This is a genomic window from uncultured Alistipes sp. (genome assembly GCF_902388705.1).
Classification (GTDB): Bacteria; Bacteroidota; Bacteroidia; order Bacteroidales; family Rikenellaceae; genus Alistipes.
In genome coordinates, this window is sequence record NZ_CABMQJ010000019.1 from 25,212 (window position 1) to 39,575 (window position 14,364).

Consider the following 14,364-nt stretch of genomic DNA (forward strand, 5'->3'; position numbering starts at 1 on the left):
CGAAGATGGCAGTAAGAAAATTTAAGCCTGTTACCGCAGGTACGAGACATAAGATTATCGGCACGTTCGACGAAGTTACGACGAACAAGCCTGAGAAGTCGTTGCTCAGCCCCAAGAAAAGCTCGGGCGGCCGTAACAACTCTGGTAAAATGACGGTTCGCTACATCGGCGGCGGTCACAAACAGATGTATCGTAACGTCGATTTCAAGCGTTCAAAGGACGGCATCGCTGCAACTGTAAAATCTATCGAGTACGATCCCAATCGTACCGCACGTATTGCACTTCTGGTATATGCCGACGGTGAGAAGAGTTACATCATCGCACCCAACGGCCTCCAGGTGGGCCAGACCGTAATGAGCGGCGCAGGCGTTGCTCCCGAAGTCGGAAACACGCTTTTCCTGAGCGAGATTCCGCTGGGTACGGTCGTCCACAATATCGAACTCTACCCCGGCCAGGGGGCTGCCATGGCCCGTTCCGCCGGTTCTTACGCCCAGCTGCTGGCTCGTGAGGGCAAATTCGCCATCATCAAGCTGCCTTCGGGCGAAACTCGTATGGTACTCGTAACTTGCCGCGCTACGGTGGGTGTCGTGTCGAATATCGACCACAGCCTCGAGAGCTCCGGCAAGGCAGGTCGTGAGCGTTGGTTCGGCCGTCGTCCGCGCAACCGCGGCGTGGTGATGAACCCCGTCGATCACCCGATGGGTGGTGGTGAAGGCCGTGCATCCGGTGGTCACCCCCGTTCGCGCAAGGGTCTGCTCGCCAAGGGTTATAAGACTCGCAACCCGAAGAAGACGACCTCGAAGTTTATTATTTCCAAGAAGAAAAAATAATTAAATAAGAGTACATAATGAGCCGTTCATTAAAAAAAGGACCGTTTATCGACCCCAAGCTCGAGGCGAAAGTTGTCGCACAGGCCGAGGGAAACAAAAAGTCGGTAATCAAGACATGGTCGCGTGCAAGTATGATCTCCCCTGACTTCGTTGGTCAGACGATCGCTGTCCACAACGGAAATAAATTCATTCCGGTGTATGTAACAGAGAACATGGTAGGACATAAACTCGGTGAGTTTGCTCCCACCCGTAACTTCCGCGGTCACGCAGGTAACAAGAAAAAATAGGTAGAAAATGGGTGCAAGAAAAGCAATAAAAGCCGAGAAAATCAAGGCTGAAAAGAAGCAGAAAGCAATCGCTGTTCTGCGTGATTGCCCGACCTCTCCCCGCAAGATGCGCCTGGTGGCCGACATCATCCGCGGCGTCGAGATCAACAAGGCATTGGGCATCCTTCGTTTTTCGAAGAAGGAGGCGTCGATCCGTATGGAGAAACTTCTCAAGTCGGCGATCGCCAACTGGGAGGCCAAAAACGAGAGCGAGCGTCTGGAAGATACGAAATTGTGCGTCAAAGAGGTATTCGTCGACGGCGGCCGCATGCTGAAGCGTATTCAGGCTGCGCCCCAGGGTCGCGCTCACCGTATCCGCAAGCGTTCGAACCACGTGACGATCGTAGTTGACAAAATGGTAACCGTAGAAAACAAGTAATCAGATGGGACAGAAAGTTAATCCGATAGCAAATCGTCTTGGTATCATCCGCGGTTGGGATTCCAACTGGTTCGGCGGCAAGGACTTCTCCGAGAAGCTGGTCGAGGACGCCAAGATCCGCAAGTACCTGAATGTCCGTCTGGCCAAGGCAAGCATCTCGAAAATCATCATCGAGCGCACGCTGAAGCTGGTTACGGTGACCATCTCCACCGCACGCCCGGGCATCATCATCGGCAAGGGCGGCCAGGAGGTCGACAAGTTGAAGGAGGAGTTGAAAAAGCTCACCGGCAAGGAGATTCAGATCAACATCTTCGAGGTAAAGCGTCCCGAGGTGGATGCCGTTATCGTCGGCCAGAACATCGCCCGCCAGCTGGAGGGCCGCGTATCGTTCCGCCGTGCCGTCAAGACGGCCGTGGCGTCGACCATGCGCATGGGTGCCGAGGGTATCAAAATCCAGGTTTCGGGCCGTGTAGGCGGCGCCGAGATGGCCCGCAGCGAAACCATCAAGGAGGGTCGTATTCCGCTGCACACGTTCCGTGCCGACGTGGATTTCTGCCTGACCGAGGCGCTCACCAAAGTGGGTATTCTGGGTGTAAAGGTCTGGATCTGCCAGGGCATCGTATACGGCAAGCGCGACCTGTTCGAGATCGCAGGCGCTTCGGCGCAGGCTCCTTCGGGCGACCGCGGTGATCGCGGTGACCGTCGTGGCCGCGGCGACCGTCGCGGAGGCCGTGGCGACCGCGGTGATCGCGGAGGTGACCGCCGTCGTAATAACAACAATAAGTAAGTCGGACCTTTTTAAAGCAAAACAACAATGTTACAGCCGAAAAAGACCAAATTTAGAAGAATGCAGAAAGGTCGTATGAAGGGTTTAGCTCAAAGAGGTAACCAACTTGCATACGGATCGTTCGCAATCAAGGCACTTGAATCAACCTGGATCACAGGTCGTCAGATAGAGGCTGCGCGTCAGGCTATCACCCGTTACATGAAACGTGAGGGGCAGCTCTGGATTCGCATCTTCCCGGACAAACCCATTACGAAGAAGCCCGCCGAGGTGCGTATGGGTAAGGGTAAAGGTAACCCCGAAGGGTTCGTGGCGCCCGTTACTCCCGGACGTATTCTCTTCGAGGCAGAGGGCGTGCCCTTGGAAGTAGCGCAGGAAGCGCTGCGCCTGGGTGCCCAGAAACTGCCTATTACCACCAAGTTTATCGTAAGGCGTGACTACGTCGAAACCACAATCTAACGAGAAGACAAGATGAAAAGTGCAGAAATCAAGGATATTTCGATCAAAGACCTGCAGGAGCGCATCGAAACCGAAAAGGCGCAGCTGGAGAAGCTGAAAGTGCAGCATGCAGTGTCCCCGGTCGAAAACCCTTCTATCATTAAGAAAAACCGCAGAGATATAGCTCGCATGCTGACAATTCTGCGTCAAAAGAACGCCTAATAAGGAATAACTATGGAAAGAAATCTTAGAAAAGAGCGTATTGGGGTGGTTGTCAGCAACAAAATGGAAAAGACCATTGTGGTTGCAGTAGCGCGTAAGGTGAAGCATCCTATCTACGGTAAGTTCGTCAACAAGACGACGAAGTTCGTTGCCGAATGCCTCGACGAGAGCTGCAAGGAGGGCGATACCGTACGTATCATGGAAACCCGCCCGTTGAGCAAGACGAAGCGTTGGAGATTAGTACAAATCATTGAAAGAGCCAAGTAATTATGATACAGCAGGAAAGTAGACTCGTAGTAGCTGATAACAGCGGTGCAAAGGAAGTTCTCTGCATCCGGGTGCTCGGCGGTACCAAACGCCGCTACGCATCTATCGGCGATAAGATTGTGGTGGCTGTCAAGAGCGCGACTCCCTCGGGCGACGTCAAGAAGGGCGCCGTGTCGAAGGCGGTCGTCGTAAGAACGACCAAAGAAATCAGACGCGCCAACGGTTCGTACATTCGTTTCGACGACAACGCCGTGGTGCTGCTTAACAACCAGGGTGAAATACGCGGTACTCGTATATTCGGCCCCGTAGCTCGCGAGCTGCGTGACCAGTATATGAAGATTATCTCTCTCGCACCCGAAGTATTGTAATCATAAAAACAATTTCGGATATGTCAGTGAAATTACATATTAAGAAAGGGGATATGGTCCAGGTCATCGCCGGTGACAACAAAGGCCAGCAGGGCAAAGTCCTGAAGGTCGAGGTTGAGAAGCAGCGTGCTATCGTCGAGGGCGTGAATCTCTGCAAAAAGGCTACGAAACCCAATGCGCAGAACCCCCAGGGCGGTATCGTCGAAAAAGAAGCGGCGATCCACATCTCGAACCTGCAGGTGCTCGACCCCAAAGGCGGTAAACCCACCAAGGTAGGTCGCAAGCTCAATGCAAAAGGTAAATTAGTTCGTTACGCTAAAAAGTCAGGGGAGGAGATCAAATAATGGCATACGTACCTACACTCAAGACACAGTATAAGGAGCAGATCAAACCTGCACTTATGAAAGAGTTCGGTTACTCGAGCGTTATGCAGTGCCCGCAACTCACCAAGATCGTTATCAACCAGGGTATGGGACAGGCCGTCGCCGACAAGAAACTCATCGATGTCGCCGAGGCCGAGCTGACGCAGATTACGGGCCAGAAAGCCGTGCAGACGCGTTCACGCAAGGACATCTCCAACTTCAAGCTGCGTAAGGGCATGCCGATCGGCGTGCGCGTTACGCTGCGCGATACGAAGATGTACGAGTTCCTCGAGCGCCTGGTCGCCGTGGCACTGCCCCGAATCCGCGACTTCAAGGGTATCAACGAGAAGTTCGACGGCCAGGGCAACTACACCCTCGGCATCACCGAGCAGATTATCTTCCCGGAGATCGACATCGACAAGATTACGAAGATCTTCGGCATGGAGATTACGTTCGTTACGACGGCCAAAACCGACGAAGAGGCTTACGCCCTGCTCCGCGAATTCGGTCTTCCTTTCAAAAACGCTAAAAAGAACAATCAATAAGCTATGGCAAAAGAGTCAATGAAAGCACGCGAGGTAAAGCGCGTGAAACTCGCAAACCGTTATGCACATAAGCGCGAGGAGATTGCTGCCAAGTTGAAGAGCGGTGAGATCGACCACGAGGAGGCTTGGGTCGCACTTTCGAAGTTGCCCCGCAACTCGAATCCCATCCGCCAGCACAACCGCTGCAAGATCACGGGCCGTCCCAAGGGCTATATCCGCCTGTTCGGCATCAGCCGTATCCAGTTCCGCGAGATGGCTTCGAAGGGCTTGATCCCGGGCGTTACGAAAGCAAGCTGGTAATATTTTCGGATACCGGACTACTCCGGTATCCGAAAATCCGTTTTCTGCCGGGTGCCGGATTCTGTGCCGTACTTATGGATGGCGGAGGATGCTGATTCCCGGAAAACGAGTCCGGATTTTGAGGGCGCAAGCCCGTGGAAGGGAGCCGGGAGGGGCGTATCCTGTGCGTAAATCCAGTGGTGCAGGATTGAATCCCGTACCGGAGAGGAATGCGGCGGATGCGAATCTGCCGGGGCCGGGAGAAAACCCGGCGCGGCGCCGCGGCCGATAGGCCGTGTTGCAGGTCTCCGCTTCCGCAGAAATCGGGGCTTATATGGGTGCAGAACCCGAGTAGTTACGTCGCAATGTCGAGGAAAGTGCCGCCGCAAGCGGTAACTTCTCGGCGGCGGGGCGGAAATCGAGGGGTTAGGCATTTGGTTACAAACTTCCCGAACCGAAAGGCCGGGGAGGAATCCGCAGGTTACGGACGGCGACCACGGAATCCGGGTATGGTGACATGCCGGGATACGGGTAGGGCGGTCGTGTGACCGGGACGACCGGCGCAGGCCGCAAGGCGGCGGAGCCGGAACGGGCGGATTTCTTCCGAAAGGCGTCGGAGGCACCGCCGGCGGGGATTTGTACGGGTCATGTTAGCAACATTTCAGTGCTAACATTGTCCGTATTCCGAAGCCGGGGCTTAAAACGCTAAAAATAAGGCCGTAACTTGGTTTTTTGAGAAATAATACGTATATTTGCGCGCTTTATAGCCCGGGCGTAACGCCTGCGCAGAGCGAGCAAAAGCGCTGAAAATGAGGCGCGAAAAGCAGAAACATCCGAGGCGGATGCGAATTTTAATCGAATTCAAAACGCTGATGGCCAAATAATTAACTAATTACTTTAATTTTTAACTTCTATTCGTTATGACTGATCCTATTGCGGACTTTCTGACCAGAATTAGAAACGCAGTGAAAGCCAACCACAAGGTGGTTGAAGCTCCTGGCTCAAAAATTAAGCAGGAAATCACTAAGATTCTTTACGAGCAGGGTTATATCCTCGCTTACAAATTCGACACCGACGAGAAAGGTCACCCGTCGATCAAAATCGCGCTCAAGTGGGATGCCGCTACCAAAGGCAACGCCATCAAGAACCTGAAGCGCGTCAGCCGTCCCGGTCTGCGCCAGTATGTTTCGGTGGGCGACATGCCCCGTGTGCTGAACGGCCTGGGTATCGCTATCCTGTCGACTTCGAAAGGCATCATGACCGACGCCAAGGCACGTAAGGAGAACGTGGGCGGCGAGGTGCTGTGCTACATCTACTAATGGAAAATTTTTAAACGCAAGAACAATGTCAAGAATTGGTAAATTACCTGTAAACCTGCCCGCCGGCGTAACCGTAGAGGTTTCGGCCGACAATGTGGTAAGCGTGAAAGGGCCACTCGGGACGATGAGTCAGAAGGTTGACTCGGACATCAAGGTAGAGGTCGGCACGCACAAGGACATACACACCGGCAACGAAGTTCCCGCCGTGATCGTATCGCGTCCTACCAACCAGCCCCGCCACCGTTCGCTGCACGGTCTGTACCGCGCGCTGATCAACAACATGGTCGTCGGTGTGTCGAAAGGCTATGAAATCAAACAGGAGCTCGTCGGCGTCGGCTTCAAGGCCGAAGTCAAGGGCCAGATCCTCGAAATGAGCCTCGGCTATTCGCACGATACGCATTTCATGCTTCCCAAGGAGGTTACCGCTACGGCCGTGACGGAGAAGAAAGGCAACCCGATCGTAACGCTGAAGAGCACGGACAAGCAGCTCATCGGCCAGGTCGCCGCCAAGATCCGCTCGCTGCGCAAGCCGGAGCCGTACAAGGGCAAGGGTATCAAGTTCGTCGGCGAACAACTGCGTCGCAAGGCGGGTAAATCAGCAGGTGCTAAATAGTAAATAGTCTGAAGTTATGTCATTGAACAAGATAGAAAGAAGAGAGAGGATTAAGATGCGTATCCGCAAGATCGTGAGCGGAACGCCCGAACAGCCTCGCATGACTGTATATCGTAGCAACAAGCAGATCTACGTACAGTTTATTGATGACCTCGCAGGTGTGACCCTGGCCACGGCGTCTTCGCTGGACAAAGAGGTGGCCAAAGCCGCCGCAGGCAAGAACAAGTGCGAAGTGGCTGCCCTGGTCGGCAAACTGGCCGCAGAGCGCGCAGCAGCCAAAGGCATTGCGACCGTAGCGTTCGACCGCAACGGCTACCTGTATCACGGAAGAGTTAAACAGCTGGCCGAAGCAGCACGCGAAGGCGGTCTTAAATTTTAAGCGATTATGTCAAATACCAACATAAAGAAAGTACGCACGAGCGACCTCGAGCTTAAGGACAGACTCGTAAGCATCCAGCGTGTTACCAAGGTAACCAAGGGAGGTCGTACATTCAGTTTCTCGGCCATCGTCGTCGTAGGTAACGAGGACGGTGTCGTGGGCTACGGCCTGGGCAAGGCTTCGGAGGTTCAGTCGGCCATCGCCAAGGGCGTGGAAGACGCAAAGAAGAACCTGGTGAAGATTCCCGTTATCAACGGTACGATCCCTCACAAGCAGGAACTCCGTTACGGAGGTTCGGTCGTTATGATTCGCCCGGCCGCTCCCGGTACGGGTATCATCGCCGGCGGCGCCATGCGTGCCGTGCTGGAGTCGGTGGGCGTGAAGAACGTGCTCGCGAAGAGCAAAGGTTCGTCGAACCCCCACAACCTGGTGAAGGCAACCATCGGCGCTCTGTGCGAGTTGCGCGATGCCCGCAGCATCGCCCGCCTGCGCGGCATTTCGATGGACAAGGTGTTTAACGGTTAATTTTGTAAAGACAAATGGCAAGATTGAAAATCACCCAGGTCAAAAGCCGCATCGGCGCTACTGCGCGTCAGTGCAAGAACCTCGACGCGCTGGGTCTGAAGAAGATCAACGCGAGCGTCGAACACGACGACTCGGCGATCATCAAGGGTATGATCGAGCGCGTGAAGCACCTCGTCAAGGTTGAGGAGGTAGCCGTGAAAAAGGCCGCAGCGCCCAAGGCTAAAAAGGCAGTGGCTGCCGAAGCCGCTGAAGCCGCAGAATAAGTTTAACAGCAAGAAGTAATTTTTACGATGGAACTCAATAATCTCAAACCTGCAAAGGGTTCAACACACCACGACAAACGTATCGGTCGCGGTGCCGGTTCGGGTCACGGTGGCACGGCCACGCGTGGTCACAAGGGTGCGCAGTCGCGTTCGGGTTACTCGAGCAAGCTGGGCTTCGAGGGTGGTCAGATGCCTCTTCAGCGCCGTCTTCCCAAGTTCGGTTTCACCAACCTGAAGCGCGTTGAATTCAAGGCGATCAACCTCTCGACGCTCGAGGAGCTGGCAGCCAAGAAGTCGCTCACCGAGATAACGGTAGACACGCTCGTAGCCGCAGGTTTCATTTCGTCGAAAGACAAGGTGAAAATCCTCGGTAACGGTGCGGTTACCAAGGCGTTGAGCGTAAAGGCTCACGCGTTCTCGAAGAGCGCCGAGGCGGCCATCACGGCAGCCGGAGGCAGCGTCGAAAAACTGTAAGAACCCTAGAAACCCAAAATTATGAATCAGTATCTCGTTGTTGGTATCGTCTTTTTAGTGGTCATCGCTCTTTTGGCGACCAACAAGAAATTGGTTGAAACGCTCAAGAATATCTACAAGATTGAGGAGCTGCGCAAACGTGTGATTTACACGATCGGGCTGCTGCTGGTCTACCGCTTGGGTAGTTTCGTGGTGATTCCGGGTATCAACCCCAACGCTTTGGGCGAGGGGTCGGAGTTTGCCAGCCAGCTGGAGGGCAACGGACTGCTGGGTCTGTTGAACGTCTTCTCCGGCGGCGCATTCGGCAATGCCGCGATATTCGCACTCGGAGTCATGCCGTACATCACCGCCTCCATCATCATCCAGCTCATGGGTATGATGATTCCGTATTTCCAGAAGATGCAGAAGGAGGGTGAGAGCGGCCGCCGCAAGATGAATCAGTGGACGCGCTTCCTTACCATCGGCGTGCTGATCCTGCAGGGCCCGGCGTATATCGCCAACCTGTACCATCAGGTGCCCTCTGCATTCGTTTACGGCAACACGTTCGCGTTCGTATGCTATGCGACGGTAATCCTGATCGCCGGTACCATGTTCATCATGTGGCTCGGCGAGAAGATTACGGACAAGGGGATTGGTAACGGTATCTCCCTGATAATCATGATCGGTATCGTGGCCCGTCTGCCGCACGCACTGTTGGCCGAGGTCAACGCGCGCTTCCAGACCGCCAGCGGCAGCGCCATCATGCTTATCCTCGAGCTGGTGCTCCTGTTCCTTGTCTTTATGGCAACGATCGCTCTGGTACAGGCTGTCCGCAAGGTGCCTGTACAGTATGCAAAGCGTATCGTCGGTAACAAACAGTACGGCGGCGTACGTCAGTACATTCCGCTGAAGATGAATGCTGCGAATGTGATGCCCATCATCTTCGCGCAGGCTCTGATGTTTATTCCGGCGCTGTTCTCCGGTACGGCTTTCGCAGCTGCTTTCAGCTCGATGACCGGCTTCTGGTACAACTTTACGCTTGCAGTGCTGGTAATCGCGTTCACCTACTTCTACACCGCGATTATCATCAACCCCCAAATGATGGCCGATGACATGAAGCGCAACGGCGGCTTTATCCCGGGAGTGAAACCGGGTAAGCAGACCGTGAACTACATCGACACCATCATGACGCGTATCACGCTCCCCGGCTCGTTCTTCCTGGCCATCGTGGCAATCCTGCCCGCGCTGGCGATGAAGTTCCTGGGCATTCAGCAGGCGTTCGCCTACTTCTACGGAGGTACGTCGCTGCTGATTATGGTCGGCGTGGTACTCGACACTCTGAAACAGATAGAGAGCTACCTGCTGATGCGCCATTACGATGGTCTGATGAAGACCGGACGTATCCAGGGTCGTCATTAGGAGTTTTCCGAAGAGTTTTAGCGAAGAATGATATATTTAAAGACAGACGAGGAGATCGAGCTGCTCCGCGAGAACAACATCCTGGTGTCGAAGACACTGGCCGAAGTGGGTCGCCACATCCGGCCGGGTGTCACCACCAAGTTTTTGGACTCGATTGCCGAGGATTTCATCCGCGCGCACGGAGCAACTCCCGCTTTCCTCGGGTATCAGGGATTTCCCGCTTCGTTGTGTATATCGGTAAACGAACAGGTAGTTCACGGTATCCCATCCCCGAAATGCGTCCTCAAGGAGGGCGACATCGTTTCGGTCGATTGCGGTACGTTTATGAAGGGGTTTGTTGGTGATTCGGCGTATACGTTCGCCGTTGGAGAGGTTGCCGAGGAAGTACGGCAGCTGATGGAGGTCACCAAAGAGGCTCTTTATAAAGGTACGGCACAGGCCAGGGCCGGCAATCGCGTAGGCGACGTGTCGGCGGCCGTGCAAGAGTATGCCGAAAGCTTCGGTTACGGCGTGGTGCGTGAATTGGAGGGACACGGTTTGGGTCGGAAAATGCATGAAGACCCCGGTGTACCCAATTACGGCGCCCGCGGCAGGGGACCGCTCCTGAAAGAGGGAATGGTCATCTGCATCGAGCCCATGATAAACATGGGGACCAAAGCAGTGGTTTTCGAAAGGGATGGCTGGACAGTCCGCACGCGCGACCATAAACCCGCGGCGCACTTCGAGTTCGCCGTTGCGGTTCGTAAGAACGGGCCCGACGTGCTGACGGACTTTAGTATCATCGAACAGGCAATTAACAAGTAAGACTCTATGGCAAAACAGGCTGCTATTGAACGGGACGGTACGATTATCGAGGCTTTGTCCAACGCGATGTTCCGCGTCGAGCTGGACAACGGCCACGTGCTCACGGCCCATATCTCGGGGAAGATGCGTATGCACTACATCAAAATCCTCCCCGGAGATAAAGTAAAAGTGGAGATGACGCCTTACGACCTGACGAAGGGGCGTATATCTTTCCGGTACAAATAACATTAGATTGCTTGAAAATCATGAAAGTAAAAGCATCCATCAAGAAAAGAAGCGAGGATTGCAAGATTGTAAAGCGTAAGGGGAAACTCTACGTCATTTGCAAAAAAAATCCCAAGTTTAAAATGCGCCAAGGGTAATGTTTAAACGGTTTATTAAAGAAGAAAAAGAATTTATATGGCACGTATAGTCGGTGTAGATTTACCAAAAAATAAGAGAGGCGAGATCGGCTTGACCTATATCTATGGTGTCGGTCGTTCGACGGCTCGTAAAATTCTCGAGGCCGCTGGCATCAGCTACGACCTCAAAGTACAGGACTGGTCGGATGACCAGATCGGCGCAATTCGTTCGACGATCGCCGATATGGGTATCAAAGTCGAGGGCGAATGCCGCTCGGCCGTCCAGCTCAACATCAAGCGCCTGATGGATATCGGCTGCTACCGCGGCATCCGTCACCGCCTGGGTCTTCCCGTTCGCGGTCAGTCGACCAAGAACAACGCACGTACCCGCAAGGGACGCAAGAAGACTGTCGCAAACAAGAAAAAGGCAACAAAGTAATCTTTAGAGAATTATGGCAAAGAAAACTGGAACAGTTAAGAAAAAGGTTGTTAAGGTTGGTGCCATGGGCAATGCCTATGTACACTCCACTTTCAACAACGTGATCATCACCATCACCAACGAGGTGGGTGACGTCATCAGCTGGTCTTCGGCCGGTAAGATGGGTTTCCGTGGTTCGAAGAAGAATACTCCGTATGCCGCACAGACCGCTTCGGCCGACTGCGCGAAAGTCGCTTACGACATGGGTTTGCGCAAGGTGAAAGTTTATGTCAAGGGCCCGGGTGCCGGTCGCGAGTCGGCCGTGCGCACCATCCACGGCGCAGGTATCGAGGTGATGGAAATCATCGACGTTACTCCGCTGCCGCACAACGGTTGCCGTGCTCCTAACCGCCGCCGCGTATAATTTGCGTCGAAGGTAAGGAATATTTCTAAAGTTTTAAAAAAGTCAAAACAATGGGAAAATACATAGGACCAAAATCGAAGATCGCCAGAAAGTTCGGCGAAGCTATTTACGGTGCGGACAAGGTGCTCGAGAAGCGCAACTTTCCTCCCGGACAGCACGGTCTGGCGCGCAAGCGCAAGAAGGTGTCGGAGTACGGCACGCAGTTGAGCGAGAAACAGAAAGCCAAGTATACGTACGGCCTGCTGGAGAAGCAGTTCGCACGTACGTACGACCAGGCTGCCCGCATGGGCGGTATCACGGGTGAGAACCTGCTGAAACTGCTCGAGTGCCGTCTGGACAACGTCGTTTACCGCTTGGGTATCGCCCCGACGCGTGCAGCTGCCCGCCAGCTCGTTTCGCACTGCCATATCTGTGTGAACGGCAGCGTCGTGAACATTCCCTCGTACTCGCTGCGTGCGGGTGACGTGGTGTCGGTTCGCGAGAAGTCGAAGAGCCTGGAGGTGATCACGGTATCTCTGGCCGGCGGTTCGAAGAGCCGCTACGCCTGGCTCGAGTGGGACAACGCCTCGATGAGTGGCAAGTTCCTGCAGAAGCCCGAGCGTGAGGAGATCCCCGAGAACATCAAGGAGCAGCTCATCGTCGAGTTGTACTCGAAGTAGTAATTAAACAAATTCATATATTATGGCAATATTAGCATTCCAGAAACCTGAAAAGGTTATTATGCTTGAATCCACTTCATCGTTCGGAAAGTTCGAGTTCCGGCCGCTGGAGCCCGGGTTCGGTATGACTGTCGGTAACGCTTTGCGTCGTATTCTGCTCTCTTCGCTGGAGGGTTACGCAATCACGACTGTCAAGGTAGCCGGTGTCGACCACGAGTTTGCCGCTATCCCCGGCGTGATGGAGGATATGTTGAAAATCATCCTCAATCTGAAGCAGGTTCGTTTTATCCGCACAGTCGATAATCAGGATGCCGAGAAGGTTTCCATTAACGTTGCGGGTGTGACGGAGCTGACTGCCGGATATATTTCGAATTACCTTTCGTTCTTCAAGGTGTTGAACCCCGACTTGGTGATCTGCCACCTCGCGCCCGGCACGAAGATGCAGATGACCCTGACGATTGGCAAGGGCCGCGGCTATGTACCCGCCGAGGAGAATACTCCCGCCGAGTGCGAGTTCGGGACGCTTCCGATCGACTCGATCTTCACCCCGATCAAGAACGTGAAGTATTCCATCGAAAACTATCGTGTCGAGCAGAAAACCGACTACGAGAAGTTGAATTTGGAAATTACTACCGACGGGTCGATTCACCCCAAAGAGGCTCTGAAAGAGGCTGCAAAGATTCTCATCCAGCACTTCATGCTCTTCTCCGACGAGAAAATCACCGTCAACATGGAAGATACCAACGGTGCCGAAGAGTTCGATGAGGATGTACTCCACATGCGCCAGCTGCTGAAGACCAAGCTCTCGGATCAGGACTTGAGCGTCCGTGCCCTGAACTGTCTGAAAGCCGCCGACGTGGATACCGTGGGGGATCTCGTGAAGCTCAACCGCAACGATTTGCTGAAGTTCCGCAACTTCGGTAAGAAGTCGCTCACGGAGCTCGACGAGCTGCTGACCTCGCTCAACCTTAAGTTCGGTATGGACGTATCAATCTACAAACTTGACAAAGATTAATTATGAGACACAATAAGAATTTCAACCACCTTGGCCGCCAGGCGGGACACCGTAAAGCGTTGATGTCGAATATGGCTTCGTCGCTTATCCTGCACAAGCGTATCGAAACCACCGTTGCCAAAGCCAAGGCCGTTCGCCAGTTCATCGAACCGCTGGTGACCAAGTCGAAAGAGGACACGACGCACTCGCGCCGTATCGTCTTCTCGTACCTCAAGCAGAAAGAGGCCGTAACCGAGTTGTTCCGTACCATCGCGCCGAAAATCGCAGAGCGTCCGGGCGGTTACACCCGCATCCTGAAGACCGGATTCCGTCTGGGCGATGCTGCCGACATGTGCATCATCGAGTTCGTGGACTTCAACGAGGCTTACACGCTGGGCATCGCTCCTGCAGCGGCTGCAGAGGCTAAACCCAAGACGCGCCGTTCGCGCAAGCCCGCTGCGAAGAAGACCGACGCCGTCGAGGAGGCTACCGTAGTCGAGGGCGAGGCAAAGAAAGCCGCTCCCAAAAAGGCTGCTGCTCCGAAAGCCGCAAAACCCGCGGCTCCGAAAGCTGCCAAGGTTGCCGCTCCGAAAGTCGCCAAGAAGACCAACGTAGGCAAGAAGATGTAATTCCGGTTACATTTCATGATAAATCCCGATTCCGCAAGGAGTCGGGATTTGTTTTTATCCACTGGTTGCGGGTTCCCTGTTACGGGGATACCGTTTGTCTGTTGTCTGACGCTGGTTGCTGGTGGTGACGGCTTGCTGCTTGCCGGCTCTGGGACGTCGGTTGTTGTTTGCGCTGTTTGTTGATTATTCCGGGCAGGGCTTTCTGACACTGGAGGCTGCTTGTTGGTCGTCGGGCGCTGATTGCTCCGGGCGCCGATTGCTGGCCGCCTGTCATCTGCCGCCTGTTGCCGAACCGAGCAACCCCATAAAACAGACGACCGCCGG

Annotated in this window: 26 protein-coding genes; all 26 read left to right on the forward strand. The window is 54.2% G+C overall.

Annotated features, from left to right (window positions below; translation table 11 throughout):
• Positions 1 to 5: 5 nt before the first annotated feature.
• The 26 genes from rplB (at position 6) to rplQ (ending at position 14,040) form a co-directional block, all read left to right on the forward strand.
• Entirely contained in the window at positions 6 to 830 is an 825-nt protein-coding gene (gene rplB, locus QZT71_RS06820) for a 50S ribosomal protein L2 (protein ID WP_295914218.1), read from the forward strand.
• Positions 831 to 847: 17 nt separating this feature from the next.
• Positions 848 to 1,117 carry a 30S ribosomal protein S19 gene (rpsS, locus tag QZT71_RS06825; protein WP_009597568.1) on the forward strand — a complete coding sequence of 90 codons (270 nt, stop codon included), beginning with the start codon at positions 848 to 850 and terminating at the stop codon, positions 1,115 to 1,117.
• Positions 1,118 to 1,124: 7 nt separating this feature from the next.
• Positions 1,125 to 1,535 (forward strand): 50S ribosomal protein L22, encoded by a 411-nt coding sequence (rplV, locus tag QZT71_RS06830; RefSeq protein ID WP_288331067.1) that lies wholly within the window; start codon positions 1,125 to 1,127, stop codon positions 1,533 to 1,535.
• A gap of 4 nt (positions 1,536 to 1,539) precedes the next feature.
• Positions 1,540 to 2,322: a 30S ribosomal protein S3 gene (gene rpsC / locus QZT71_RS06835; RefSeq protein WP_295914228.1), complete on the forward strand. Its 783-nt coding sequence runs from the start codon at positions 1,540 to 1,542 to the stop codon at positions 2,320 to 2,322.
• 27 nt (positions 2,323 to 2,349) lie between these two features.
• Positions 2,350 to 2,778: a 50S ribosomal protein L16 gene (gene rplP, locus QZT71_RS06840; protein ID WP_295914230.1), complete on the forward strand. Its 429-nt coding sequence runs from the start codon at positions 2,350 to 2,352 to the stop codon at positions 2,776 to 2,778.
• A gap of 12 nt (positions 2,779 to 2,790) precedes the next feature.
• A complete protein-coding gene (rpmC, locus tag QZT71_RS06845) occupies positions 2,791 to 2,979 on the forward strand; it encodes a 50S ribosomal protein L29 (protein WP_295914232.1) in 189 nt (62 codons plus the stop codon).
• A 12-nt stretch (positions 2,980 to 2,991) separates the two neighbouring features.
• Complete coding sequence (gene rpsQ, locus QZT71_RS06850; protein ID WP_087359758.1) at positions 2,992 to 3,246, forward strand: 30S ribosomal protein S17; 255 nt, start codon at positions 2,992 to 2,994, stop codon at positions 3,244 to 3,246.
• 2 nt (positions 3,247 to 3,248) lie between these two features.
• Positions 3,249 to 3,614 (forward strand): 50S ribosomal protein L14, encoded by a 366-nt coding sequence (gene rplN / locus QZT71_RS06855; RefSeq protein WP_091535369.1) that lies wholly within the window; start codon positions 3,249 to 3,251, stop codon positions 3,612 to 3,614.
• A 20-nt stretch (positions 3,615 to 3,634) separates the two neighbouring features.
• On the forward strand, positions 3,635 to 3,958 hold the full coding sequence (rplX, locus tag QZT71_RS06860; protein ID WP_295914238.1) for a 50S ribosomal protein L24: 324 nt from the start codon (positions 3,635 to 3,637) through the stop codon (positions 3,956 to 3,958).
• A complete protein-coding gene (gene rplE / locus QZT71_RS06865; protein WP_295914240.1) occupies positions 3,958 to 4,521 on the forward strand; it encodes a 50S ribosomal protein L5 in 564 nt (187 codons plus the stop codon). Before rplX ends, rplE begins: the two co-directional genes overlap by 1 nt.
• Before the next feature lie 3 nt (positions 4,522 to 4,524).
• Positions 4,525 to 4,821, forward strand: a complete 297-nt coding sequence (gene rpsN, locus QZT71_RS06870) for a 30S ribosomal protein S14 (RefSeq protein ID WP_009597626.1) — start codon at positions 4,525 to 4,527, stop codon at positions 4,819 to 4,821.
• A gap of 899 nt (positions 4,822 to 5,720) precedes the next feature.
• Positions 5,721 to 6,119 carry a 30S ribosomal protein S8 gene (gene rpsH / locus QZT71_RS06875; protein ID WP_295914242.1) on the forward strand — a complete coding sequence of 133 codons (399 nt, stop codon included), beginning with the start codon at positions 5,721 to 5,723 and terminating at the stop codon, positions 6,117 to 6,119.
• Positions 6,120 to 6,144: 25 nt separating this feature from the next.
• The gene (gene rplF / locus QZT71_RS06880) at positions 6,145 to 6,732 is read left to right on the forward strand and encodes a 50S ribosomal protein L6 (protein ID WP_295914245.1); all 588 of its coding nucleotides are present in this window, start codon (positions 6,145 to 6,147) and stop codon (positions 6,730 to 6,732) included.
• Between the two features lie 16 nt (positions 6,733 to 6,748).
• A complete protein-coding gene (gene rplR / locus QZT71_RS06885; RefSeq protein ID WP_295914246.1) occupies positions 6,749 to 7,111 on the forward strand; it encodes a 50S ribosomal protein L18 in 363 nt (120 codons plus the stop codon).
• A 6-nt stretch (positions 7,112 to 7,117) separates the two neighbouring features.
• Entirely contained in the window at positions 7,118 to 7,636 is a 519-nt protein-coding gene (rpsE, locus tag QZT71_RS06890) for a 30S ribosomal protein S5 (RefSeq protein ID WP_295914248.1), read from the forward strand.
• Between the two features lie 14 nt (positions 7,637 to 7,650).
• The gene (gene rpmD, locus QZT71_RS06895) at positions 7,651 to 7,899 is read left to right on the forward strand and encodes a 50S ribosomal protein L30 (protein ID WP_295914250.1); all 249 of its coding nucleotides are present in this window, start codon (positions 7,651 to 7,653) and stop codon (positions 7,897 to 7,899) included.
• Positions 7,900 to 7,926: 27 nt separating this feature from the next.
• Positions 7,927 to 8,373, forward strand: a complete 447-nt coding sequence (gene rplO / locus QZT71_RS06900) for a 50S ribosomal protein L15 (protein ID WP_295914254.1) — start codon at positions 7,927 to 7,929, stop codon at positions 8,371 to 8,373.
• A gap of 21 nt (positions 8,374 to 8,394) precedes the next feature.
• Complete coding sequence (secY, locus tag QZT71_RS06905) at positions 8,395 to 9,771, forward strand: preprotein translocase subunit SecY (protein WP_295914256.1); 1,377 nt, start codon at positions 8,395 to 8,397, stop codon at positions 9,769 to 9,771.
• 27 nt (positions 9,772 to 9,798) lie between these two features.
• Entirely contained in the window at positions 9,799 to 10,575 is a 777-nt protein-coding gene (gene map / locus QZT71_RS06910; RefSeq protein WP_295914258.1) for a type I methionyl aminopeptidase, read from the forward strand.
• Between the two features lie 6 nt (positions 10,576 to 10,581).
• Positions 10,582 to 10,800 carry a translation initiation factor IF-1 gene (gene infA, locus QZT71_RS06915; RefSeq protein WP_009597667.1) on the forward strand — a complete coding sequence of 73 codons (219 nt, stop codon included), beginning with the start codon at positions 10,582 to 10,584 and terminating at the stop codon, positions 10,798 to 10,800.
• A 20-nt stretch (positions 10,801 to 10,820) separates the two neighbouring features.
• Positions 10,821 to 10,937: a type B 50S ribosomal protein L36 gene (gene ykgO / locus QZT71_RS06920; protein WP_010262443.1), complete on the forward strand. Its 117-nt coding sequence runs from the start codon at positions 10,821 to 10,823 to the stop codon at positions 10,935 to 10,937.
• Positions 10,938 to 10,974: 37 nt separating this feature from the next.
• Positions 10,975 to 11,355 carry a 30S ribosomal protein S13 gene (rpsM, locus tag QZT71_RS06925; RefSeq protein ID WP_295914260.1) on the forward strand — a complete coding sequence of 127 codons (381 nt, stop codon included), beginning with the start codon at positions 10,975 to 10,977 and terminating at the stop codon, positions 11,353 to 11,355.
• A gap of 13 nt (positions 11,356 to 11,368) precedes the next feature.
• Positions 11,369 to 11,758, forward strand: a complete 390-nt coding sequence (gene rpsK / locus QZT71_RS06930; RefSeq protein WP_295914262.1) for a 30S ribosomal protein S11 — start codon at positions 11,369 to 11,371, stop codon at positions 11,756 to 11,758.
• A gap of 50 nt (positions 11,759 to 11,808) precedes the next feature.
• Positions 11,809 to 12,417, forward strand: a complete 609-nt coding sequence (gene rpsD / locus QZT71_RS06935) for a 30S ribosomal protein S4 (RefSeq protein ID WP_295914265.1) — start codon at positions 11,809 to 11,811, stop codon at positions 12,415 to 12,417.
• A 22-nt stretch (positions 12,418 to 12,439) separates the two neighbouring features.
• Positions 12,440 to 13,432, forward strand: coding sequence for a DNA-directed RNA polymerase subunit alpha (locus QZT71_RS06940; protein WP_009597697.1), 993 nt, complete (start codon positions 12,440 to 12,442; stop codon positions 13,430 to 13,432).
• A gap of 2 nt (positions 13,433 to 13,434) precedes the next feature.
• The gene (gene rplQ / locus QZT71_RS06945) at positions 13,435 to 14,040 is read left to right on the forward strand and encodes a 50S ribosomal protein L17 (RefSeq protein ID WP_295914269.1); all 606 of its coding nucleotides are present in this window, start codon (positions 13,435 to 13,437) and stop codon (positions 14,038 to 14,040) included.
• Positions 14,041 to 14,364: the final 324 nt, after the last annotated feature.